Below are 21,186 nucleotides of genomic sequence, written 5' to 3' on the forward strand. Positions count from 1 at the left end.
CCTCGTGGTGCCGGCGGACGATCGGCCCGACTCGCCGCCGCACGGATCTCGTCCGTGCCGCGGTGGCCGGCACCGACCGCCCTCCCACGGCGTCGGTCCGGTGTGGCGGGGGCGGAAGGCTAGTCGCCGACCGTGATCCCCATCGAGCGGGCGGTCCCCGCAATGATCTTCTCGGCCGCCTCGATCGTCGTGGCGTTGAGGTCGGGGAGCTTGGTCTGGGCGATCTCGCGCACCTGGGCCGGGGTCAGCTTGGCGACCTTGTCCCGGTGCGGGGTCCCGCTGCCCTTCTCCACCCCCGCGGCCTTGAGGATGAGCCGCGCGGCCGGCGGGGTCTTCGTGACGAAGGTGAACGACCGGTCTTCGTACACGGTGATCTCAACCGGCACGACGTTGCCGGCCTGCGACTCGGTCGCCGCGTTGTACTGCTTGCAGAACTCCATGATGTTCACGCCGTGCTGACCCAGCGCGGGACCGACCGGCGGCGCCGGCGTGGCCTTGCCGGCGTTGATCTGGAGCTTGATGATCGCAGTGATCTTCTTCTTCTTGGGCGGCATGTGCTCGTCTTCCTACCGAGGTTCTACGGACCGGATCAGATCTTCGCGACCTGATTGAACTGCAGCTCGACGGGCGTCTCCCGACCGAAGATCGAGACCAGCACCTTCAGCCGCTGGGCGTCGAGGTTGATCTCGCTGATGGTCGCCGGAAGCGTGGCGAAGGGTCCGTCCATGACGGTGACCGACTCCCCGACCTCGAACTCCTGGACCCGGACGGTCTCGACCTTCTTCTCCTTCGGCGCCGCCGGGGCGAGGATGGACAGGACCTCCTCGCGACGAAGCGGCGAGGGCCGGTTGGTGAGCCCCACGAACCCGGTCACACCCGGCGTGTTACGGACCGCGGACCACGACTGGTCGGTCAGGTCCATCCGGACGTAGATGTAACCCGGGTACTTCTTCTGCTGGACGAGCTGCCTCTTGCCGTTCTTGACCACCGGGACCTCCTCGGTGGGCACCTCGATCTGGAAGATGTAGTCCTCCATGTTGAGGCTGGAGATACGGGTCTCGAGGTTGGTCTTGACCTTGTTCTCGTAGCCCGCATACGAGTGCACGACGTACCACTCGCCCGGCGCGTCCTCGATGGCGCGGCGCAGGTCGTCGTCATCCTCGGTGTCATCGGCCACGGCGACCGGCGCGACGCTCGCGGGCGCGTCGTCAGCGGCGGGCTCGGAGCCCGCGTCGGTGACGGAACCAGCCGCGTCGGCCTTGACGCTGGGGCCGGTCTCACCGGTGGCGGTGGCCTCGGCGCCCGACTCGTCGGTGTCGGCGTGGGGGTCATCGAGCTCGGCGCCGGCGTCCGTGCTCGCCACCTCGTCGTGCTCGAACGCCGCGAGGAGATCGAGACGGGCGAGGGCCTCCCCCTGCTCGGAGGAGGCGTGCTCGGGCGACTGGGACACGCGGACGATCCTTCTCTCGTGGACACTTCTGCTGCTGTGGACTCCGCGGAGCGGGCGCTGCGCGGGCGTGGTGCCGAACGGGCGGCAGCCGACCGACTGGCGGGCCGGCGTCAATCATCCGCCCGGACCCGTCCGTCTGCCCTGCGCGACCCCGCCGACTGGCGGACCCGTCAGCCGAAGATCGCGAGGACCGCCTTCGTGAGCCCGAAGTCGAGACTAGCCACGAAGGCCGTCATCACGCTGACGAAGACGAGCACGACCAGCACGTAGGTGATCAGCTCGCTCCGGCCCGGATAGACGACCTTCCGGAGCTCCGCCATGACCTCGCGGATGAACTGAACAGGCCGATACCGACGCCGGCCCGCGGTACGCGTGGCCCGCCTGGGACGCGGTGCCGCGTCACGGGTATCGGTTGCCACTCAACTCCACCCACTCCGTCGCCGAACCAGCCAACCGTCGAACAGCGCAGGGGCGACAGGACTCGAACCTGCAACCGCCGGTTTTGGAGACCGGTGCTCTACCAATTGAGCCACGCCCCTTGGACACGCCCGGATCCCCTCGACCGAACCCGACCCGCATGCTGCGTATATGCACCGTAGCGCACAGTCCAGCCCATGAGCCGGTTACCGGAATGGGTACCCGAGCGGATCGAGCATACCCCTTCATCGCCCGGACTCCGCGCGTACCGATCGCGTCGAGTGCCCGCCGGCCGCGCAGCCGGTCTGGACGGCAGCCGCCGCAGGGTCCGCGAGACCGTCCGGGCACTGTCCTCACGGCCCGCCGCGGACCGTCCGCAGGGGCCACCGAACACCGTCCTCAGGACCCTCGGGGCACCGTCCATCGGACCTGCGGGACGCCGTCCGCAGGACCCGCGCACCGGGGTCCACCGGCCACCCCGGCGCCGGTCCGCACGGACGCCGGATCCCGGCCGCCTGCGCACGACGCCCATCCGGACGCCATGGCAGCATGGGCACTATGAGCAGGATCTCAAGCCGCATCGGCGGCATCGCCCCGTCCGCGACGCTGGCCGTCGACGCCACCGCGAAGGCGATGCGCGCTGCGGGGCAGGACGTGGTCGGCTTCGGCGCCGGCGAGCCGGACTTCCCGACTCCGGACCACATCGTCGCCGCCGCCGAGAAGGCATGCCGCGAACCCCGCATGCACCGCTACACCCCGGCGGGTGGTCTGCCGGAGCTGCGGGAGGCCATCGCCGAGAAGACGGCCCGGGACTCCGGCGTCACCGTCTCCGCGGGCCAGGTCCTGGTGACCAACGGCGGCAAGCAGGCCGTCTACGAGGCGTTCGCGACGCTGCTCGACCCGGGTGACGAGGTGCTGCTGCCCGCGCCGTACTGGACGACCTATCCCGAGTCGATCCGCCTCGCCGGCGGCGTGCCGGTCGACGTCGTCACCGGGCCGCAGGCCGGCTACCGGGTGACCGTCGAGCAGCTCGAGGCGGCCCGCACCGAGCGCACGAAGGTGCTGCTGTTCAACTCGCCGTCGAACCCGACCGGCGCCGTGCACACGCCGGAGGAGGTCCGCGAGATCGGCCGCTGGGCCGAGCAGGCCGGCATCTGGGTGCTCGCCGACGAGATCTACGAGCATCTCGTCTACGGCGAGGCGCGGTTCGCCTCGATCCTCGCGCAGGTGCCGGGGCTCGCCGAGCGCTGCGTCATCGTCAACGGCGTCGCGAAGACCTACGCGATGACGGGCTGGCGGGTCGGCTGGCTGATCGGGCCGGCGGACGTCGTCGCCGCGGCGGCGAACCTGCAGTCCCACGCGACCTCGAACGTCGCCAACGTCTCCCAGGTCGCGGCGCTCGCCGCCGTCGCCGGACCCCTCGACGCCGTCGCGCAGATGCGCACCGCCTTCGACCGCCGCCGGCTGACGATGCACCGCATGCTCACCGAGACCCCGGGGGTGAGCTGCCCGCTGCCGGAGGGCGCGTTCTACTGCTACCCCTCGCTGGAGGGCCTGCTGGGCCGCACCCTGCGCGGTCGGACGCCCACGACCAGCGCCGAGCTGTGCCAGCTCATCCTCGAGGAGGCCGGGGTCGCCATCGTCCCCGGTGAGGCGTTCGGAACCCCGGGCTTCGCCCGGCTGTCCTACGCGCTCAGCGACGAGGACCTGGTCAAGGGCGTGGGCCGGCTGTCCGCCCTGCTCGCCGAGGCCGCCTGATCGACCCGCAGCCCAGTCCCGTCCGGCTCAGCTCAGCTCAGCTCAGCCGGACGGTGGCGCGGGCGGCCATCAGCACCTTCTCGCCGCGGCACCGGGTGGTGAGGTTCACCACCACCCGGTTGTCGTCGAGCTTCTTCTCCACGACGCCGCGCACCGACACCGAGGCGCCCTCGTCGTCGTCCGGCACCACCACCGGCGAGGAGAACTTCACGCCGATCTCGAGGACGGCGCCCGGGTCCCCGACCCAGTCGGTGACGAGCCGGGTGGCGGTGGCCATCGTCAGCATCCCGTGCGCGAGCACCCCGGGCAGGCCGGCCTCCGCGGCGGCCCGCTCGCTCCAGTGGATGGGATTGAAGTCCCCGGACGCTCCGGCGTAGCGGACGAGATCGACCCGCCGCAGCGGGAACAGCCGTTCCGGCAGCTCGGTGCCGACCTCGACGTCGTCATAGCCGATGGTCGCCGTCATCGTTGCTCTCCCTCAGAGTGAGGCACTCCCGGTGGGCCCCGGGGGTGTGGCCGGACAGGCGGCCCGGTCCCGACCGGGCGCCGTGGGACGCGCGCTCATCCCCGCGGGGGAGCCGTTCCGCGGGAGACCAGGGTGCACGTGCCGACGGCGATCTCCTCGCCGCTGGTGGTGTCGTAACGGTAGGTGGTGACGAGAACCTCGTTTCGGCCCACCGCGCGGATGCCGGTCAGGGTCGAAGTGGTGATCAGCTCGTCGCCCGCCACCACCGGCCGGCGCAGGGTGAAGCGCTGCTCGCCGTGGACAACCAGGGCGTAGTCCAGCCCGAGCGCCGGATCGTCGGTGGGCAGCCCCAGCGCCCCGGGGATCGCATTGATCAGGAACGTCGGCGGCGCGACAAGATCGGGGTAGCCGGCGGCCTTGGCGGCCTCCACGTCGTGGTACAGCGGGTTGTCGTCCCCGATCGCCTGGGCGAACTGTCGGATGTGCTCACGTCCGACCTGGAAGGGGACGGGCGAGACGAAATTCCGTCCTACGAAGTCCTGGTTCAGCGACATCACGGCTCCGATCTCGACGTCCGCGGCAGGCTCGGATGCCGTGCCGGTCCGGCGGACGCGCCGGACGGGCTGCGGCACGCAGCATCCCACCACGAACCTGGTAAGCCGACCCATCGAGGGGCGGGTAGACGAGTGGGTGTCACGGCGCCATCCCAACACCTCCGACCAGGCCGACATGCCTGATCAGGATCGACACGCAAACAACCGGCCAGGGCGCTCCCTGGCCGGTTGTGAGGACGTGATGGCGACGGGCTCACAGATCCCGAACGCGCACCCGGGCGCCCACCCGGCGGACGGCGGCGTGGCCCAAGCGGCGACGCCGGGCATCGTCAGCGGGTCTCGCGGTGCTCCGTGTGCTTGCCGCAGTTCGGGCAGAACTTCTTGAGCTCGAGGCGGTCCGGGTCGTTACGCCGGTTCTTGCGAGTGATGTAGTTCCGGTGCTTACACACCTGGCACGCCATCGTGATCTTCGGGCGGACGTCAGTGGCGGCCACGGCGTGATGCCTCTTCCTGAGTCGGGTGCTGGACTGATCGGGCGACGCGGCAGGCCGCGAGCCCCTACGGGGGCCACGGCACGCCGCACCCCGATAGTAGCGGTGGCCGGACTTGAACCGGCGACACAGCGATTATGAGCCGCTTGCTCTGCCAGACTGAGCTACACCGCCAGGATGGTCCCCAGGATGACCGGAGACCCGACCACAAGCCTACCCGGGAGAACCGGCGGAACCGCCCATCCCGGACACGAACCCGCCCGAGGACCGGAACGTGGAGCCCCTTTACGGAATCGAACCGTAGACCTTCTCCTTACCATGGAGACGCTCTGCCGACTGAGCTAAAGGGGCGCGAGGTCGCGGTGCTCAGATTACACGACGGCAGGCGCGGTTGGGGTGGCACCCCCGCCCGTTTCGTCCCCGATCATGCGAGCGCCGCCCCGGACCGGCTCCCAGCGGCCGCTACCCGCCATCGGACGCCCAGAACATCCCGATCGCCGGCCTTGCCCCCTGGCACGCCGCCGCGTCCGACCCGACGACCGTTCCGACCGGAAGATGCGCAGATTGCCGGTGGGAGCAACTGTCCGTAGCGAATAACTCGGACTCCCGCACCTTTGATAGCTGTAAGTAATCCCTTGAATGCTTAGCGTGTGGCACACCCGTTGGTGCGCCCCGCCTGGCGCGGCCAACCGGCTCACGAGCCTCCCCGACCGTCGCCTCCCAAGCATCCGAGGGTTGCCCATGCGTCCCACGCATCGTCCTGACCGGTATCCGACAACCCCCGGCACCGGCGACGATGCCGACCCGGTCGGCATCCCGATCCGGCCCGGCACCCCGCTGCCGCCCGGCACGGTGTTCGCCCGACCGGGCCAACCGACGGCGGTGGCCGCGCAGGCATCGATCCGCGCACCGACCCACGCGCCGACCCGCTCCTCGGACGCCGTCCCGCTCCGCCGGGCGAACACCGGCCCCGCCCACCGCCGCTGGGGCTGGCCGGCCCGGCCGGCGCTCGCGATCCCGCTGCCCCGGCGGCTGCTGAGCATCGCTGCGCTCACCGCCGTCGCGCTGACCATGTCCGGCACCACCGGCATGGCCCAGGGGGCGACACCCTCGCCGCTGTGGCCACGCGGGGTTGACGTGGCCTCGTGGCAGCACCCGGGCGGCGGGCCGATCGACTGGAACGCGGCCCGTGCCTCCGGCCTCAGCTTTGTGATCATCAAGGCCACCGAGGGGACGAACTACACCAACCCGTTCTTCGCCGCCGACCGCGCCGCCGCCACGAAGGCCGGGCTGGTGGTCGGCGCCTACCACTACGCCCGCCCGGCGCAGCCGCTGTCGACCGCCGTGGACCAGGCCCGGCACTTCATCGCCGTCACCGGGCTCACGCGCACGGCCGGGCACCTCGCGCCCGTGCTGGACCTGGAGGACACCGGCGGCCTGGACCCCACGGCACTCGCGGCCTGGACCCGGGCGTTCCTGGAGGAGGTCGAGTCCCGGACTGGACGGATCCCCATCCTCTACACCTACCGGTCGTTCTGGACCGGGAAGATGGCGGACACCCACGACTTCGCGAAGTACCCGTTCTGGTTCGCGATCTACAACGACCAGGCGACCCCCGGCTGGCTACCCGGCGGCTGGTCGAACTGGGCGCTATGGCAGTACACCTCGGGCGGCGCGGTGCCCGGGATCACCGGCAACGTGGACATGAACGTGCTGTGCTGCACGTCCACCGCGCTCGCCGTGCAGGCGGACGGCACCCACAGCGAGATCGAGAAGTGGTATGCGGCCGCGGGTCCGACCCAGGTCGTCCTCGGCGCCCCGGTCGGTGTCGAGAATCCCGCGGGCGGCGGGGGCCGTTGGCAGCAGTACGGCAACGGCCTGGCCTTCTGGTCCGTCGCCACCGGGGTGCACGCGCTGCACGGCCCGATCGCGACGAAGTACCTCGGCGTCGGCGGGTCGAACAGCTTCCTGCGCCGCCCGGTGAGCGACGTCGAGATTGCCGGCGCACCCGGCGGCCAGCAGGCCCGCTTCCAGGGCGGCTGGATCTACTGGCACCCGTCGACCGGCGCCCACGAGGTCCACGGCCGCATCCTGCAGACCTACCTCGCCCTCGGCGGCTCGACCTCCGGCCTCGGCCTGCCCACGAGCGACGAGTACTCGGTGCCGGGCGGGCGGGAGAGCGCCTTCCAGCACGGCCGGCTGCGCTGGGACGCCGCCACGAACAAGATCATAACGCTGCCGCCCGCCCTGGGCTGAGCCGGCGGCCGAGGCCAGGACCGCACGGGAGCAGTCCGGACGGGAGCAGTCCGGACGGGAGCAGTCCGGACGGGAGAGGTCCAGGCGGGAGGGGTCCAGGCGGGAGGGGTGACGTCGGCACGGGGCGGGTATCGCACCTAAGTGGCGGACGGTAGCCTTCTGACTACCGGGTGTACACCGGACCGTACGGTGCGGGTATCCACCCGCCGCGACCACGAGGTCGCGCCCCGCCCTATCCCGGTGGTCCGCCTCACCGGGGCGTGGCGGTACACCGGCCGGGCGAGGCGCCGGCGTCGAACGGGGAGGATGAAGATGGCAGGAAACCGGGCGGTACGCCCGCTGAGCGGATGGCTCACCTTCGCCGCCGTGATCATGTTCATCGTCGGATTCCACAATCTGATCTACGGCATCGCGGCCCTGCGCGACTACACGGTGGTCGTGAACAACCTCAACGGCAACACGAACGTGCTGTACGCCGACACCAACTTCTGGGGCTGGCTGTGGATCGCGGTCGGCGTCGTCGAGATGCTGATCGCCTACGGGATCTACATCCGCAACGACACGGCGCGGTGGGCCGGCATCGCTATCGCGGCGATCAACGCGATCGGCCAGCTTGCCTTCATGGCGGCGTTCCCGTTCTGGTCGATCGTCATCATCGCGATCGACATCCTGGTGATCTACGCCCTCTGCACCTATGACACCGCCCGCGGCGGCTACGGAGAGCCGTACCCGGGCGACCGAGCCGGCGTCGGTGAGGCCGCCGGCCGCGGCGCGGGCGTCGGCGGCCGGCACACGGAGACCGCGGGTGTCCAGCCGGGCTCTGGCGGGTTCACCGGCCGTGGCCCGGGAGGTCCGGGCGGCGCCGGGCGCGGTGACGAGGGTCCTCCGCCCACCGTCAACGGCTGAGGCGGCGGCTGAGGCGGCGGCCGACCGGCTCGCCGGAGGAGGAGGTGCGCGCCTGTGCGGCTCAGGGCACCGGATCGGCTAGTCGGGCCCGCCAGGCCGCGCACCGCTGGACGTAGTCGCCGAGGTGCCGGTCGGCGAACGCACGGGCGTCCCAGTCCTCGGCGGTCACCTCGGCGACATCCAGCCAGAGGTAGGCGGCCGCCGGGCGCCCGTCGGCCAGGACGAGCGGACCGGCCTCGTAGGCCGAGCCCTCGAAGGCGTCGAGGACGGCCCGTTCTCTCGGATCGAGGCCGACGAGCACCCGGCCCGCGGCCGGCGCCTCGTCCCGGGCCACCCGGCGTACCAGTCCCGGGTAGAGGCGGTCGCGCAGCCGGGCGGCCCGCCACCCGGGGGCGGCGGCGGACTCCATCGGCGGCACCCGGCCGATCAGTGTCGAGACCACTTCGGGAAACATCAGCGTCCCGTAGACGAACAGCAGTGGACCGGGGCCGTCTGCCGGGACCGGCGGGCGGCGCTCGGCGGCGGATCGCGACATGGGAGCACCGTAACGCCGGTTGCGCACCGGACGTCCCGATGCGCCGGGTGTGGGCGGCCGGCGGGCGGGACCGGCACGCCCGTCGACCCGGGCGAGGCGGCGCAAGGCCGACCAAGCCGCCAACCGGAAGAAGAGAAGAAGAGGGGCTGCAAGGGCCGCCGCGTAGGACGACGCCAGGGCTGACTCGTCCTATCCGACCCGGCCCAACCCGACGATCGTGGTGTTCCGCGGAACCGCACCACGCCCCGGCTCCGGCTCCGGCTCCGGCTCCGGCTCCGGTGATCATGGCGTATCCCCGCCTCTACGCCTCGACGATCCGGACCAAGGAGCGCAAACGAACCCCCTTTGGTCACAATCAAATACGCGCCCTAGAGTGCACTGACGTGAGCGACAACGCGGCGCTGGCCGCCCGGGTCCGGGCCGCCTCCCATCTGACCGGCACCTTCCTGCTCCGGTCGGGCAAGACGAGCACCGAGTATTTCGACAAGTACTTGTTCGAGGCTGACCCGGAGCTGCTCGCCGCGATCGTCGACGGCCTGACCGGGCTGGTGCCGGCGGGCACCGAGGTCCTGGCCGGGCTCGAACTCGGCGGCGTGCCCCTGGCCACTCTGCTCTCCCAGCGCACCGGCCTGCCCACACGGTTCGTGCGCAAGAAGGCCAAGGAGTACGGCACGCGGCGGATCGCCGAGGGCGGCGAGGTCACCGGCCGCCGCGTCGTCCTCGTCGAGGATGTCGTCACCTCCGGCGGCGCCGTGCTCGACGCGACGAAGGTGCTGCGCGACGACGGCGCGGTCGTCGAGGACGTGCTTTGCGTGATCGACCGCAGCGAGGGCGGCCGGGAGCGACTGGCCGAACTCGGCCTGACCCTTCGCCCGCTGCTGACCCGCGCCGAGCTGGACGCCGCCGCAGCCCGCTGAGCGGCGAGTCCGACAGGCCCCCGTCACGCCCCCGCCAGCCGGCGGTCCCTCAGGGCGCCACCCCACCCCGGGTCAGACAAGGCGCTGACCGCCATCGACGTGCACCACGGTGCCGGTGATGAAGGGGTTGCGCATCACCGCGAGGTAGGCCGCCGCGATGTCCGCCGGCTGGCCGACCCGACCCGCGGGCAGGCGACGGCCCATCTCATCGAGGGTCTGCGGCCGGGCGGCACCGGCGAGGACGTCCCAGATCGGTGTGTCGACCCAGCCCGGGGAGACGGCGTTGACCCGGATCGGCGCCAGCTCGACGGCGAGTGCCGCGGCGATCGATGCCAGCGCCCCGTTGACACCAGCCACGAGCGCCCCGCCCGCGCTCGGCCGGTAGGCGGCGATGCCGGAGGTGAAGGTGATCGAGCCGGTCGGCGCAAGGTGTGGTGCCGCGTGTCGGGCTAGCAGCAGGGAACCGATGAGCTTGCTGTCGACGAGGCCGCGGGCGCGGTCCGGGTCGAAGGCGGCGACGGGTCCATAGGCGGTGGAGACGTCGGCCGCGGTCGCCACGACGTGGTCCAGTGGGCCGGCTTCGGCGCACAGTCGGGCGACGTCGTCCGCCACACCCATGTCCGCAACCGCCGCGCGGACCGGGCCGGGCAGCCCGGCAAGCGCCTCGACGGCCTCGGCGAGCCGCCGCGCCGACCGGCCCGCGAGGATGGCCTCCGAGCCTGCGGTCGCAAGCGTCGTGACCAGGGCGAGTCCGATCCCCGATGAACCGCCGACGATGAGCACCCGCTCCGGCCGCGGGGCCGCGCTGGCAGCGGTGAGATCGTCGGTAGCCGGCGGCCGGCGCGGCGACCCCGCCGGGATCCAGGCGGGCTCGACGGACCCTGGCTGCGCGCAGGTGCGGCCCGGCGTGGGTCTGGACGGAAATGCGGAATCGGGCACGTGTGGAGGCCTTTCCTGCTCTGGGGCGCCGAATGGCGCCGTGCACCGAGCCCACCACCGCCGGCGGCATCGGTCGATGTCGTGCTGCCGAAGGCCCGTTAGCCCGCGGCTCACAGGCCGGTCGGCGGTGCGGCGCTCCGCGAGTACCCGACAAGCAGGCCGCCGCGTTCCACTGGCGCCCGCTTCGGCCGGAACCGGGCAGCCTGGCGGTCGAGCTCGACGATCAGGTCGCGCAGGGCGGGGTTACGGTTGTCGCTTCGCCAGGCCAGCGCGTAGCTCACCCACAGCGGCCGGGCATCGAGCGGCCGCCAGACCAGGTCGGTGCCCGCTGCCCCGCGCGTCGAGCTCAGGCTCACCGCGGCAGCGCGCAGCGGGAGCGTCGTGCGCAGCTGGGCGTGCCCGACCGCGCTTGCGCTGAGGCGCACCGCCCCGGCCAGGTCCCGCACCGCTGCCACGAGCGCGTCGTGGAAGCCGGGCGCGAGCTCACGTGGGAACAGCACCAGCTCGACGTCGGCCAGCTCGGCTGGGTCGAGGCTGGCCCGTCCGGCCCAGTGGTGGCCGGACGACATGAGCACGCCGAGTTCCTCTCGGGCGATCCGATGGACCCGCGTGCCGGCTGGCGCGGCCACCGGACAACGGACCAGGGCCAGATCCAGCTCGCCCGCGGCAAGCCGACGCAGCTGGTCGGTCGTGGTGCCACCGAGAAGGACCGTGCGGGCGGCTGGCGCCACCGCGACCAGCACCTGCTCCAGCCACGCGGGCAGCGCGGGCGGCACGCCGTTGAGCAGGCCCTGCCGAAGGACCGGCTCGGCGAGCCCGGCGGCCTGGCGGGCCGCCAACAGCGCATCGTCGGCCCTGCGCAAGGTTTCCCTGGCTCCGTCGAGCAGGACCCGACCAACGGGCGTGAGATCGACCCCGCGGGGGTGGCGGACAAGCAGCGGGGCGCCGACCCGCCGTTCGAGCGCTCTGATCTGCTGGCTCAGCGTGGGCGGGGAGATCCGCAGCCGGTCAGCGGCCCGGCCGAAGTGGCGCTCCTCCGCAACGGCGACGAAGTACCGGAGATGGCGCAGCTCCACTCTCCGCACGATAACCCGGTCCGGACCTGCCTCCGGACGGACGTTGGCCCAGATCCGGGCACGGCAACGGAGCCCGGAACGCAGTCAGGCCCGGAGCATCGCTCCGGGCCTGACTGGCAGTGCGAGTCCCGGGTCGAGCCCGGGGATGGTGGCAGGTGATGGATTCGAACCATCGTAGGCTGAGCCGACGGTTTTACAGACCGTTCCCTTTGGCCGCTCGGGCAACCTGCCTTCGTAGAGGAGCATACCGGTCCCGCCGGCCCACCGGGACGGCGGACCGTCCTGCAAGGCTGTCGTCGATCGAATACAACGGCGAGTAGCCACCCCCCGAGGCGGGTACCGCCCGTGATGAACACGTACGGTGCCCGACTCGACACCCTCGCCCAGCCAGACATCCCCCGCACCGAACCGAACTGGAGGTCCGCGCACGTGGCAGACCCGTCCTTCGACATCGTCAGCAAAGTCGACGCACAGGAGATAGACAACGCCGTCAACCAGACAGCCAAGGAGATCCGGACCCGCTTCGACTTCCGCGACACCGGCGCGTCGGCCGCCCTGTCCGGCGAGTCGATTCTGCTCGTAGCGAACACGGACGAGCGGGTCAAGGCGGTGCTCGACGTCCTGCAGGAGAAGTTCGTCAAGCGCGGCATCTCGCTCAAGGCGCTGTCGTTCGACGAGCCCAAGCCCTCGGGCAAGGAGTTCCGCCTGTCGGTGACCGTCCAGCAGGGCATCTCGGACGACAAGGCCCGGGCGATCGCAAAGAAGATCCGGACGGATGGCCCCAAGGGGGTACAGGCCCAGATCCAGGGCGACCAGCTCCGGGTCACCGGGAAGAAGCGGGACGACCTGCAGCGGGTGATCCAGCTGCTGAAGGCCGAGGACTTCGAGGTCCCGCTCCAGTTCGTCAACTACCGCTGAGGCCGGTACCCAGAAACGGCGCACCCCGCCCGATGGGGGGTTTCGGGCGGGGTGCCTGCGGCGGAACCTGGGGGGTTCGCTCCGCCGCCGTCATGGCCGTGGAACGACGCCGTTCCCGGCTACCGTCCCGCGATACGCGGTCGACGGTAAAAGCCTACTCTGAGTCCTCGACTGTAATACGTCGATGCCACGGCGGACAACACCGTCATCAGGTGCCCGGTCACCGATACGGATTCATGCGCGCAAGCTGTTCCAGGCGGGCGATCCGCTCGTTCATGGGCGGATGGGTCGAGAACAACCGACCGACACCACCGCCCCGGAACGGATTGGCAATCATCAGCGCGGCCGCGGGGCCCAGCTTCGAGTTCTGTGGCAGCGGCCGGGCAGACGTGCCCGTCTCCAGCTTGCGCAGCGCGCTGGCCAGGCCGAGCGGGTCGCCGGTGAGCGTCGCGCCCGACTCGTCGGCCTGGTACTCCCGGGACCGGCTGATGGCGAGCTGAATGATCGTCGCCGCCACCGGACCGAGAATCATCAGCAGCAGCAGCTCGAAGATGCCCGGACCGTTCTCTTCGTCCCGTCCGCCGAAGATGGCCAGGAACTGGGCCATATTCGCCAGGTACACGATGACGCTGGCGAGAGCGCCGGCGACCGAGGCGATGAGAATGTCGCGGTTGTACACATGGCTGAGTTCATGCCCGAGGACGCCGCGCAGCTCACGATCGTCCATCAGCTCCATGATGCCCTCGGTGCAGCAGACCGCCGCGTTGCGCGGATTGCGACCGGTGGCGAAGGCATTGGGCGAGCGGGTCGGGCTCAGGTACAGCCGAGGCATCGGCATCCGGGCATTGCGGGCGAGCTCCCCGACGATGGCGTAGAGGCGGGGCTGCTCGACCTGCGTGACCGGGTAGGCCCGCATCGCCCGCAGGGCGATGCGATCCGAGTAGAAGTAGGAAAAGCCGTTCATCGCGAGCGCGATCACCAACGCGATGAGCAGTCCACCCCGCCCGAACAACGACCCCACCAGCAGGATGGCGGCGGAGAGCACGCCCAGCAGCAGCGCGGTCTTCAGACCGTTGAGGTGGCGGTGTGGCATGGCGATCGGTTGTCCGTCCTGTCGAGCCGGTACGGCTGTTCAACGCGGGGACTCCGTACCAACGTTCCCGGCCTCCGTGTGGCCGATGCCTCCCCGACGCCTCCCCGATGTCTCCCCGCGGCCTCCCCAGCCGCCCCGCCGCCCCGCCGCGTCAGCCGGGGTCGACCGGACCACCGGGACGACCAGGACCACCGGGACGACCAGGACCACCGGTCTCGTCCTGGCCGGCCGCCCGCTGCGGGTCTGTGGCCGCGCCCACGCGCAGCCGGTCGGCCACGGGCGCATCGAGCAGGCCGGCGCGCTCCAGCCCGCCGGTCGTGTAGGTCACCAGCGCCCGGTAGACGTCGGCGACGGTGGGATCCAGGGCGTCCAGCGCCCGTAGGTGGGCCTGGACGGTGCCGAGATCCCCCCGGCGGACCGGTCCCGTGGCCGCCGGCCAGCCACCGGTGAGGGCGTTGTCCAGGGAGGCCCGCAGCAGCGGGGCGAGTGCGGCACCCGGATCGGCGACGCCCGCCGCCGCGAGCGTCTCTCGGGCGGCCACGGTCAGGCTGGTCAGGAAGTTGCCACCGAGGACCAGCGCGGCGTGGTAGAGATCACGCCGACCATCCTCGATCAGCAGCGGGATGCCCCCGACGTCGGTGACGAGCCCCCGGGCCCGGGCCTCGGCGCCGGAGTCCGCGGTGATGCCGAACGGCACCCCGGTGAACACGCCCGGGTCCCCCGCCGTCCCGGGCAACGTCATGATCGGATGCAGTGCGACCCGGGCCGCGCCCACGCGCGCGCCGGCGGCGAGCACACCCAGCCCGTGCCGGCCGCTGAGGTGCGCGAGGGTCTGCCCCGCCCGCACGGCGCCCGCGGCCACGAGTTCGGCCGCCACCGGCGCGATCGCGTCGTCCGGAACGGCGATGAGTACCACCTCGGCCGCCCGCAGCCGCGCCGCCACCTGCGGCACCGAGCCGATCCGCGCGCCCGGGAACCAGCCCGCCGCGCGTTCGCGGCCGGCGGGAGACCGGGTGCTCACCGCCACCACCGGGTGACCCGCGGCGGCCAGGGCGAGCACGACGGCACTGCCGGCCCGACCCGCCCCGACGAGCCCGACCGTCTCCCGGCGACCGCGTCCGCCGAGGTCTCGTTCCGGCCGGCCGGGATCCCCGGCGGGCCCACCCCGAGGACCCGGTGCGGGCGGCCCGTCGACGGCGTCCGGCGCGGGCGGGTGCGCGCCCCGCGCCTGCCACGGGGCACCCGCGCCGCGGCCGGGACCCGGATCCGGCGCCGGGCGGGGGTCGGAGGTCATGGCTGCGATGCTGCTCCCCCGCGCCCGCACCGGTCGCGGTGGCACCTCGGCACCATCCGGCCAGTGCCCTGCGACCGATACGCTGCGTGGTGCGGCTCCCACCGCGGTGGCAACGGAAGATAGCGAGTCGCACACATGGAGTAATCGAAACAAAGTTGCGAATGTGTCTATTCGCCGACAGGCCACCCGGCCAGAGCTGTATGGAAAGCGGCGCGGAAGCGTATTGAATCCGTACCGCCCGCACCCATCGGGCGGGCGACGCATCCCGACCACCCGGACACGGGTGGCAGCAGCCGACCGCCAGGACGGGGGCATACGTACGCAGAGTCGACAGGCAATCACTCTATGCCAGAGCACCCCGAGATCAACAGATTCGGGTCTGATCGTCGGGCCACCGCGTGCGATCGGTCGGCCCGGCACGCCGCACGCGTCCCATTGCTACAGCCGGTAGGCTGGTGTGGTACCCGAGGAGGTTACTGAAGGTGTCTGAGCAGGTCAGGGAGAGGGAGACCCGCCGGCTCGACCGGGTGGTCGTGCGTTTTGCGGGCGACTCCGGCGACGGTATGCAGCTCACCGGAGAGCAGTTCACCAGCGAGACGGCCACGTTCGGCAACGACCTGTCGACGCTCCCGGACTTTCCCGCCGAAATCCGCGCCCCAGCCGGCACCCCGGCCGGTGTATCCGGATTCCAACTACATTTTTCCGATCACGACATCCTCACCCCGGGTGACGCACCGGACGTCCTGGTTGCGATGAATCCCGCCGCGTTGAAGGCGAACCTCAAGGACCTGCCTCCCGGCGCCAATCTCATCGTGAACACGGACGCTTTCACGGGCGGAAACCTCAAGAAGGCGGGTTATGCGACAGACCCGCTGACGGACGGCACGCTGGACCCCTACCTGGTGCATCGGGTCCCCCTGACCTCGATGACCATCAACGCGGTGCACGCCGCGGAGGGCACCGGCAGCGCGGTCAACAAGAAGGAGGCCGAACGGGCGAAGAACATGTTCGCCCTCGGCCTCATGAGCTGGCTGTACCACCGGCCGACAGAGGGCACCGTCGGCTTCCTGGAGAAGAAGTTCGCGAAGCGGCCGGAGATCGCCGCCGCGAACATCGCGGCGTTCCGCGCCGGGTTCAACTACGGCGAGACCACGGAGTCCTTCACCGTCACCTACGAGGTGGCTCCGGCCCGGATGAGGTCCGGTACCTACCGGCGCATCACGGGCAATCTCGCACTGTCCTACGGGCTGATCGCGGCTGGCGAGCTGACCGGTCTGCCGGTCTTCCTCGGGTCGTACCCGATCACCCCCGCCTCCGACATCCTGCACGAGCTGAGCAAGCACAAGCGGTTCGGTGTGCGGACGTTCCAGGCGGAGGACGAGATCGCCGGAATCGGCGCCGCACTGGGCGCGTCCTTCGGCGGCTCGCTGGGCATCACGACGACCTCAGGTCCCGGGGTCGCGCTCAAGAGCGAGACCATCGGCCTGGCGGTGAGCCTGGAGCTGCCGCTGGTCATCGTCGACATCCAGCGTGGCGGGCCGTCGACCGGGCTGCCGACCAAGACCGAGCAGGCCGACCTGCTGCAGGCGATGTTCGGCCGCAACGGTGAGGCTCCGGTGCCGATCGTGGCGCCCCGCTCGCCCGGGGACTGCTTCGACGCCGCGGTCGAGGCCGCGCGGCTCGCGACGAAGTACCGCACGCCGGTGTTCCTGCTCTCCGACGGCTACCTCGCCAACGGCTCCGAGCCGTGGCTGCTGCCGAGGCGCGAGGAGCTGCCGGACCTGACGGTCGCCTTCACCACCGAGCCGAACCACACCGGGCCGAAGGGGCCGGAGTTCTGGCCCTACCTGCGCGACCCGGAGACCCTCGCCCGGCCGTGGGCGGTCCCCGGCACGCCGGGTCTCGAGCACCGCATCGGCGGCATCGAGAAGTCCGACGGGCAGGGGAACATCTCCTACGACCCGGCCAACCACGACCGGATGGTCCGCCTGCGCGCGGCCAAGGTCGCCGGCATCGCGAACGACATCCCCCCGCTGGAGGTGGAGGATCCCTCCGGGCAGGCACGCGTGCTCGTGCTCGGCTGGGGCTCCACCTACGGCCCGATCGCAGCCGGCTGCCGGCGGGTCCGCGCCAAGGGCCTGCATGTCGCCCAGGCGCACCTGCGCCATCTCAACCCCTTCCCGGCCAACACCGGGGAGATCCTGCGGTCGTACGACAAGGTGCTGATCCCCGAGATGAACCTCGGCCAGTTGCGGACGCTGATCCGCGCCGAGTTCCTTGTCGATGCGATCGGCTACAACCAGGTCCGCGGGCTGCCGTTCAAGGCGGCGGAGCTGGCCGGCGTCTTGGAGGACGTGATCAACCAGTGACCGTCACGACGAATCACACCGGAATCAGCAATCGGCTGCTCGACCTGGTGCCGGCCGCGCCGGCCCAGCAGAGCCGCAAGGACTTCACCTCCGACCAGGAGGTGCGCTGGTGCCCGGGCTGCGGTGACTACGCCATCCTCGCCACCGTGCAGGGCTTCCTCCCCGAGCTCGGGGTCGCCCGCGAGAACATCGCCTTCATCTCCGGGATCGGCTGCTCCTCACGGTTCCCGTACTACCTGCAGACCTACGGGATGCACTCCATCCACGGCCGCGCGCCGGCGATCGCCACCGGCCTCGCCACCTCGCGGCCCGACCTGTCGGTCTGGGTCGTCACCGGCGACGGCGACGCGCTGTCCATCGGCGGCAACCACCTGCTGCACGCGCTGCGCCGCAACGTCAACCTCAAGATCCTCATGTTCAACAACCGGATCTACGGTCTGACCAAGGGCCAGTACTCGCCGACCTCCGAGGTCGGCAAGATCACCAAGTCGACACCGTTCGGCTCGCTGGACCGGCCGTACAACCCGGTGTCGCTGGCGATCGGCGCGGAGGCCACCTTCGTCGGGCGGTCGATCGACTCCGACCGGGCGCACCTGACCTCGGTGCTGCGCGCCGCGGCGGAGCACCCGGGGACCGCGTTCGTCGAGATCTTCCAGAACTGCAACATCTTCAACGACGGCGCCTTCGACACGCTCAAGGACCGGTCGAGCCGCGACGACGTGACGTTGAAGCTGGCGCACGGCGAGCCGCTCGTCTTCGGCGCCGAGGGCGACAAGGCGATTCGCCGCGCGGATGACGGCAGCCTGGAGGTCGTACCCGCCGGCAGCCCCGGGGTCCTCGTCCACGACGCCACCGCTACGGACCCGAGCCAGTCCTTCGCGCTGTCCCGGCTCACCGGGGACACGCACGGGGTGACCCCCATCGGGATCTTCCGCGACGTCGATGCACCCACGTACGACGAGGCGCTCAACACGCAGATCAGCGATGCCCGGGCCCGGCAGGGTGAGGGCGACCTCATGTCGCTGATCTCCGGCGGGGAGACCTGGACCATCGACTGACCCGGTACTGGCCGTCCGGGTCTCCCGGTCGGCCGCCGGCCGGCACCCGCCGGTCGACCGGCATGCACGACCCGGACCCGCTGGACCGATCGGACCACTCGGTCAGCCGAACGGTCTGATTGAACAGCCGACCGGCGTGAAGGCCGGGGCGCGCGCATCGACGCCGCCCCGGCCTTTCGGCATTCCGGGGCCCCTCGGGGGCCCCCGAATGCCCGTCTCGGGGACCGCCGGGGGCACCCGAAAGCGGTTGCCGTCCCCGGTCCCGCCAGCCCGGCAGCGCGGCGGGAGGGCTGGTTGGGCGCCCGGCGTGGAGGCGAAGGGCAGCGGACCGTCCTGGCTAGGCCAGCGCGAGGGAGAAGGTCCCGCCTTGGGGTGGGCCGGGCCACCGACGCGGCGACCGGCCTGAGGCGGCCGTAGGCCCGCCTGCAGGCCGGTTGAAGGCCCCGGGCCGAGGGCGCCTGGGCAGCCCCGGGGCGGGACGCGGCGGTGCCGCGGGAATACGGCGTGCTGTGCACGATCTACGCGAGCCGGACCGTACCCAGCACGCCGCGGGTCGGCGTGGACCACCCGACGATGCCGTTCCGGCCACGGAACATCCCCCTCGCACTAACAAATAACTAGTTACTTCGGATAAGTCCGGTATTTGCTGCTCCGACCAGGTCAGGTAAGGTGATGTTGCGCGTGGGGGTGCCGTGTGGCCCGGGGGGGCTCACAACACCAATGCAGCCGGAGGCGTAGTGCGGGGTCATCGAGCCCTCAGCCCGCGGTCCGCGGCCAGTCCGCGTTCGTCGGTGGGCACCGTCCATGCCGCCGAGGCGGCCTGTTCCCAACTGCCCCGCTCCCGGGCGAGCCGTGCCCGGCTGGCTCGTCCCGCAGCGTCCCTGCCCACCGGAGACCGCCGTGGGTAGCCACTCCGCCGGCCGGCACTCCCGCGGCGCCACCCCGCGCCGCCTGGAAGCCCCGACTTCGACCGGCATCGACGACCGCGCCTACGCCCCGACGCCCCCCACGGGGACCGTCGCGGCCTGGGACGTCTCGGACCACTCCAGCTGGTACGGCCCCGCGCCGACCCCGCGGCGGATCCCGCCGCGCCCCCCGTTCGCCCCGCCCGGCGAGCTCGACACCCTCACCGGCCCGCTGTCGGTCAGCACCACCGCCCGCCAGGCCCGGCAGTCCGTGCCGGCCTGGGACGGCGATTCCGCGGGCCGGCAGCGACGTGGCCGCGGCGACGACCCGACCGATCCGCTCCGCCGGGCGCCCTTCGGGCGGGGCTGGCCGAGACACGACCGGTTCACCGCCGACGACCAGCTCGACGACGACCAGTTGGAAGACGACCAGTTTGACGACGACCAGCTCGACGCGGATCGGCACGACGAGAACCGGTTCGACGATGATCGGTACGACTCGGATCTCCGCTACGAAGCAGACGGACGGTACGACACGGACGGACGGTACGACACGGACGAACGGTACGACACGGACGAACGGTACGGCGCGGAGGACGGATTCGGCGCGGAGGATCGTTTCCGCGACGGCCGGTTCGACGACGAGGAACTTGACGACGACCGGTTCGATGCAGGTGCCCGGTTCGGCGACGATGACCGGTTCGGCGACGAGCGGTGGTCGGACTACCCTGCCCACGACGCCACGTCCTGGGAGCGGGGTTCCCGGTTCGCTGCCTCCTCGCGGCTGGTGAGCCCCGCCTCTGGCGCGTCCTTCACCGCCAGCCGGATGCCCACCGCCAACCGGATGCCCACCGGCCCCCGGCGCGGCGGGCCGGCGCCGGCGGCCGCGCGGGACCATGCGCCGGCCGGGCGTGTCCCGGGCGCCCACCGGGCTCCCGTCCGGCGCGGCAACGGGCGGGTGCGCCTGGCCGCCGCCGGCACCGCCTCGCTGGCCGGTCTGTCAGCCCTGGTCGCCGGGGTCGCCTTCGGGGGCGATGGAGGTGGCGGCGCGGCGGGCCCGAACGCCGGTGAGGCACCGCGGATCCAGTACACCGGCAGCACGGAGACGTTCGCCTACGGCGCGTCGCAGACCCAGGCGTCGCGGGACCGCACGCAGAGCTCGCCGCCGCGGGCCGAGCTCGCGCCGAGCGCCGACCAGGCGGGCACCGGGACCGGCGGCTCCGGCTCGTCGGGTGGCAGCGGATCGGGTGGCGTCACCACGGTCGCGCTGAGCCCCACCACCGCCCCGATTCCGATCATCTCGCTGACCCCGCGGGACCAGCCCACCACCGGGCCCACCGACCTGCGCTCCATCGCGCCGAGCGCCGGCACCTCGACCACGGCGGGTACCGCCGCCGCAGCGGCCCCGACCAGCACGGCGACCCCGTCGGCGTCCGACGGCGGCGAGGCCACCGGCCCGGCCGCGAGCCCGTCGGCCGCCACCACGTCCCCGTCTCCGGGCACGGGCGCGCTGCCGTTCCATCCGACCCCGATCGACGTGGAACCGCTGTTCGGCTCCTGGTTCGGCGCCTCGAGCGGCGCCACGGCGGCCACGACGCACGGCACGTCCTCGGCCGGCGCATCGTCCTCGACGTCCACATCGCCGAAATCCACATCGCCGAAATCCACATCGCCGACGGTCCCGACCCAGCGGTCGAGCGGCACCCCGAGCGCGTCCCAGGCCGCTCACCGCTGACCCACCCGCCGTCCCCGGGGCGGCCGCCGCCTCTGCCGGGACGCCCGAT

At 71.8% G+C, this 21,186-nt stretch carries 19 protein-coding genes and 4 tRNA genes; 8 read left to right on the top strand and 15 right to left on the bottom strand.

The window, feature by feature from the left end:
* Positions 1-119: 119 nt before the first annotated feature.
* From rplK to FRAQA3DRAFT_RS18330, 4 genes are all read right to left on the bottom strand, one after another.
* On the bottom strand, positions 120-554 hold the full coding sequence (gene rplK / locus FRAQA3DRAFT_RS18315; protein WP_009740540.1) for a 50S ribosomal protein L11: 435 nt from the start codon (positions 552-554) through the stop codon (positions 120-122).
* Positions 555-589: 35 nt separating this feature from the next.
* Positions 590-1,450 (bottom strand): transcription termination/antitermination protein NusG, encoded by an 861-nt coding sequence (gene nusG / locus FRAQA3DRAFT_RS18320; RefSeq protein WP_009740541.1) that lies wholly within the window; start codon positions 1,448-1,450, stop codon positions 590-592.
* A 170-nt stretch (positions 1,451-1,620) separates the two neighbouring features.
* Positions 1,621-1,869: a preprotein translocase subunit SecE gene (secE, locus tag FRAQA3DRAFT_RS38825; protein WP_035921129.1), complete on the bottom strand. Its 249-nt coding sequence runs from the start codon at positions 1,867-1,869 to the stop codon at positions 1,621-1,623.
* A gap of 47 nt (positions 1,870-1,916) precedes the next feature.
* Positions 1,917-1,989 (bottom strand) — tRNA-Trp (locus FRAQA3DRAFT_RS18330).
* A gap of 427 nt (positions 1,990-2,416) precedes the next feature.
* Between FRAQA3DRAFT_RS18330 and FRAQA3DRAFT_RS18335 the strand changes: the two genes are divergently transcribed.
* Positions 2,417-3,625 (top strand): pyridoxal phosphate-dependent aminotransferase, encoded by a 1,209-nt coding sequence (locus FRAQA3DRAFT_RS18335; protein ID WP_009740542.1) that lies wholly within the window; start codon positions 2,417-2,419, stop codon positions 3,623-3,625.
* Between the two features lie 37 nt (positions 3,626-3,662).
* Here the strand turns inward: FRAQA3DRAFT_RS18335 and FRAQA3DRAFT_RS18340 are convergent, their stop codons facing one another.
* The 5 genes from FRAQA3DRAFT_RS18340 to FRAQA3DRAFT_RS18360 all read right to left on the bottom strand — a co-directional run bounded on the left by FRAQA3DRAFT_RS18340 (position 3,663) and on the right by FRAQA3DRAFT_RS18360 (position 5,487).
* A complete protein-coding gene (locus tag FRAQA3DRAFT_RS18340; protein ID WP_009740543.1) occupies positions 3,663-4,091 on the bottom strand; it encodes a MaoC family dehydratase in 429 nt (142 codons plus the stop codon).
* Positions 4,092-4,186: 95 nt separating this feature from the next.
* Complete coding sequence (locus tag FRAQA3DRAFT_RS18345) at positions 4,187-4,645, bottom strand: MaoC family dehydratase N-terminal domain-containing protein (RefSeq protein WP_009740544.1); 459 nt, start codon at positions 4,643-4,645, stop codon at positions 4,187-4,189.
* A 329-nt stretch (positions 4,646-4,974) separates the two neighbouring features.
* Complete coding sequence (rpmG, locus tag FRAQA3DRAFT_RS18350; protein WP_070131962.1) at positions 4,975-5,106, bottom strand: 50S ribosomal protein L33; 132 nt, start codon at positions 5,104-5,106, stop codon at positions 4,975-4,977.
* Between the two features lie 130 nt (positions 5,107-5,236).
* A tRNA-Met gene (locus tag FRAQA3DRAFT_RS18355) sits at positions 5,237-5,310 on the bottom strand.
* Positions 5,311-5,411: 101 nt separating this feature from the next.
* Positions 5,412-5,487: transfer RNA gene (locus tag FRAQA3DRAFT_RS18360), tRNA-Thr, on the bottom strand.
* A gap of 390 nt (positions 5,488-5,877) precedes the next feature.
* On the opposite strand from FRAQA3DRAFT_RS18360, the gene FRAQA3DRAFT_RS18365 reads away from it, so the two are divergent.
* Both FRAQA3DRAFT_RS18365 and FRAQA3DRAFT_RS18370 read left to right on the top strand, forming a co-directional pair.
* Positions 5,878-7,392, top strand: a complete 1,515-nt coding sequence (locus FRAQA3DRAFT_RS18365; RefSeq protein WP_009740546.1) for a GH25 family lysozyme — start codon at positions 5,878-5,880, stop codon at positions 7,390-7,392.
* A gap of 312 nt (positions 7,393-7,704) precedes the next feature.
* Complete coding sequence (locus tag FRAQA3DRAFT_RS18370) at positions 7,705-8,298, top strand: hypothetical protein (RefSeq protein WP_009740547.1); 594 nt, start codon at positions 7,705-7,707, stop codon at positions 8,296-8,298.
* A gap of 61 nt (positions 8,299-8,359) precedes the next feature.
* Here FRAQA3DRAFT_RS18370 and FRAQA3DRAFT_RS18375 read toward each other — a convergent pair whose 3' ends face one another.
* Positions 8,360-8,833 carry a gamma-glutamylcyclotransferase family protein gene (locus tag FRAQA3DRAFT_RS18375; protein ID WP_035921131.1) on the bottom strand — a complete coding sequence of 158 codons (474 nt, stop codon included), beginning with the start codon at positions 8,831-8,833 and terminating at the stop codon, positions 8,360-8,362.
* A 383-nt stretch (positions 8,834-9,216) separates the two neighbouring features.
* Between FRAQA3DRAFT_RS18375 and pyrE the strand changes: the two genes are divergently transcribed.
* Positions 9,217-9,750 (top strand): orotate phosphoribosyltransferase, encoded by a 534-nt coding sequence (gene pyrE, locus FRAQA3DRAFT_RS18380; protein ID WP_035921133.1) that lies wholly within the window; start codon positions 9,217-9,219, stop codon positions 9,748-9,750.
* A 72-nt stretch (positions 9,751-9,822) separates the two neighbouring features.
* Here pyrE and FRAQA3DRAFT_RS18385 read toward each other — a convergent pair whose 3' ends face one another.
* From FRAQA3DRAFT_RS18385 to FRAQA3DRAFT_RS18395, 3 genes are all read right to left on the bottom strand, one after another.
* Positions 9,823-10,533, bottom strand: a complete 711-nt coding sequence (locus FRAQA3DRAFT_RS18385; protein WP_035921134.1) for an SDR family oxidoreductase — start codon at positions 10,531-10,533, stop codon at positions 9,823-9,825.
* Positions 10,534-10,799: 266 nt separating this feature from the next.
* Positions 10,800-11,774 (bottom strand): LysR family transcriptional regulator, encoded by a 975-nt coding sequence (locus tag FRAQA3DRAFT_RS18390; protein ID WP_009740551.1) that lies wholly within the window; start codon positions 11,772-11,774, stop codon positions 10,800-10,802.
* A gap of 137 nt (positions 11,775-11,911) precedes the next feature.
* Positions 11,912-11,996, bottom strand: a tRNA-Tyr gene (locus tag FRAQA3DRAFT_RS18395).
* 198 nt (positions 11,997-12,194) lie between these two features.
* On the opposite strand from FRAQA3DRAFT_RS18395, the gene FRAQA3DRAFT_RS18400 reads away from it, so the two are divergent.
* On the top strand, positions 12,195-12,683 hold the full coding sequence (locus FRAQA3DRAFT_RS18400; RefSeq protein ID WP_035923074.1) for a YajQ family cyclic di-GMP-binding protein: 489 nt from the start codon (positions 12,195-12,197) through the stop codon (positions 12,681-12,683).
* Positions 12,684-12,903: 220 nt separating this feature from the next.
* Here the strand turns inward: FRAQA3DRAFT_RS18400 and htpX are convergent, their stop codons facing one another.
* Complete coding sequence (htpX, locus tag FRAQA3DRAFT_RS18405) at positions 12,904-13,776, bottom strand: zinc metalloprotease HtpX (protein ID WP_009740553.1); 873 nt, start codon at positions 13,774-13,776, stop codon at positions 12,904-12,906.
* Between the two features lie 151 nt (positions 13,777-13,927).
* Positions 13,928-15,070, bottom strand: coding sequence for a Rossmann-like and DUF2520 domain-containing protein (locus FRAQA3DRAFT_RS18410; RefSeq protein ID WP_009740554.1), 1,143 nt, complete (start codon positions 15,068-15,070; stop codon positions 13,928-13,930).
* A 482-nt stretch (positions 15,071-15,552) separates the two neighbouring features.
* On the opposite strand from FRAQA3DRAFT_RS18410, the gene FRAQA3DRAFT_RS18415 reads away from it, so the two are divergent.
* From FRAQA3DRAFT_RS18415 to FRAQA3DRAFT_RS18425, 3 genes are all read left to right on the top strand, one after another.
* A complete protein-coding gene (locus FRAQA3DRAFT_RS18415; RefSeq protein WP_009740555.1) occupies positions 15,553-17,439 on the top strand; it encodes a 2-oxoacid:acceptor oxidoreductase subunit alpha in 1,887 nt (628 codons plus the stop codon).
* Positions 17,436-18,497 carry a 2-oxoacid:ferredoxin oxidoreductase subunit beta gene (locus tag FRAQA3DRAFT_RS18420; protein ID WP_009740556.1) on the top strand — a complete coding sequence of 354 codons (1,062 nt, stop codon included), beginning with the start codon at positions 17,436-17,438 and terminating at the stop codon, positions 18,495-18,497. The genes FRAQA3DRAFT_RS18415 and FRAQA3DRAFT_RS18420 overlap by 4 nt, the downstream gene beginning before the upstream one ends.
* A gap of 900 nt (positions 18,498-19,397) precedes the next feature.
* Positions 19,398-21,137, top strand: a complete 1,740-nt coding sequence (locus FRAQA3DRAFT_RS18425; protein WP_009740557.1) for a hypothetical protein — start codon at positions 19,398-19,400, stop codon at positions 21,135-21,137.
* Positions 21,138-21,186: the final 49 nt, after the last annotated feature.

Origin of the sequence: Frankia sp. QA3 (assembly GCF_000262465.1) — a bacterium.
Lineage (GTDB): Bacteria > Actinomycetota > Actinomycetes > Frankiales > Frankiaceae > Frankia.

Bases quoted from the DNA above. Each gene is read 5' to 3' on its own strand.
- rplK (WP_009740540.1), bottom strand. From the start codon at position 554: ATGCCGCCCAAGAAGAAGAAGATCACTGCGATCATCAAGCTCCAGATC.
- FRAQA3DRAFT_RS18335 (WP_009740542.1), top strand. From the start codon at position 2,417: ATGGGCACTATGAGCAGGATCTCAAGCCGCATCGGCGGCATCGCCCCG.
- FRAQA3DRAFT_RS18340 (WP_009740543.1), bottom strand. From the start codon at position 4,091: ATGACGGCGACCATCGGCTATGACGACGTCGAGGTCGGCACCGAGCTG.
- FRAQA3DRAFT_RS18345 (WP_009740544.1), bottom strand. From the start codon at position 4,645: ATGTCGCTGAACCAGGACTTCGTAGGACGGAATTTCGTCTCGCCCGTC.
- rpmG (WP_070131962.1), bottom strand. From the start codon at position 5,106: ATGGCGTGCCAGGTGTGTAAGCACCGGAACTACATCACTCGCAAGAAC.
- FRAQA3DRAFT_RS18365 (WP_009740546.1), top strand. From the start codon at position 5,878: ATGCGTCCCACGCATCGTCCTGACCGGTATCCGACAACCCCCGGCACC.
- FRAQA3DRAFT_RS18370 (WP_009740547.1), top strand. From the start codon at position 7,705: ATGGCAGGAAACCGGGCGGTACGCCCGCTGAGCGGATGGCTCACCTTC.
- FRAQA3DRAFT_RS18375 (WP_035921131.1), bottom strand. From the start codon at position 8,833: ATGTCGCGATCCGCCGCCGAGCGCCGCCCGCCGGTCCCGGCAGACGGC.
- htpX (WP_009740553.1), bottom strand. From the start codon at position 13,776: ATGCCACACCGCCACCTCAACGGTCTGAAGACCGCGCTGCTGCTGGGC.
- FRAQA3DRAFT_RS18410 (WP_009740554.1), bottom strand. From the start codon at position 15,070: ATGACCTCCGACCCCCGCCCGGCGCCGGATCCGGGTCCCGGCCGCGGC.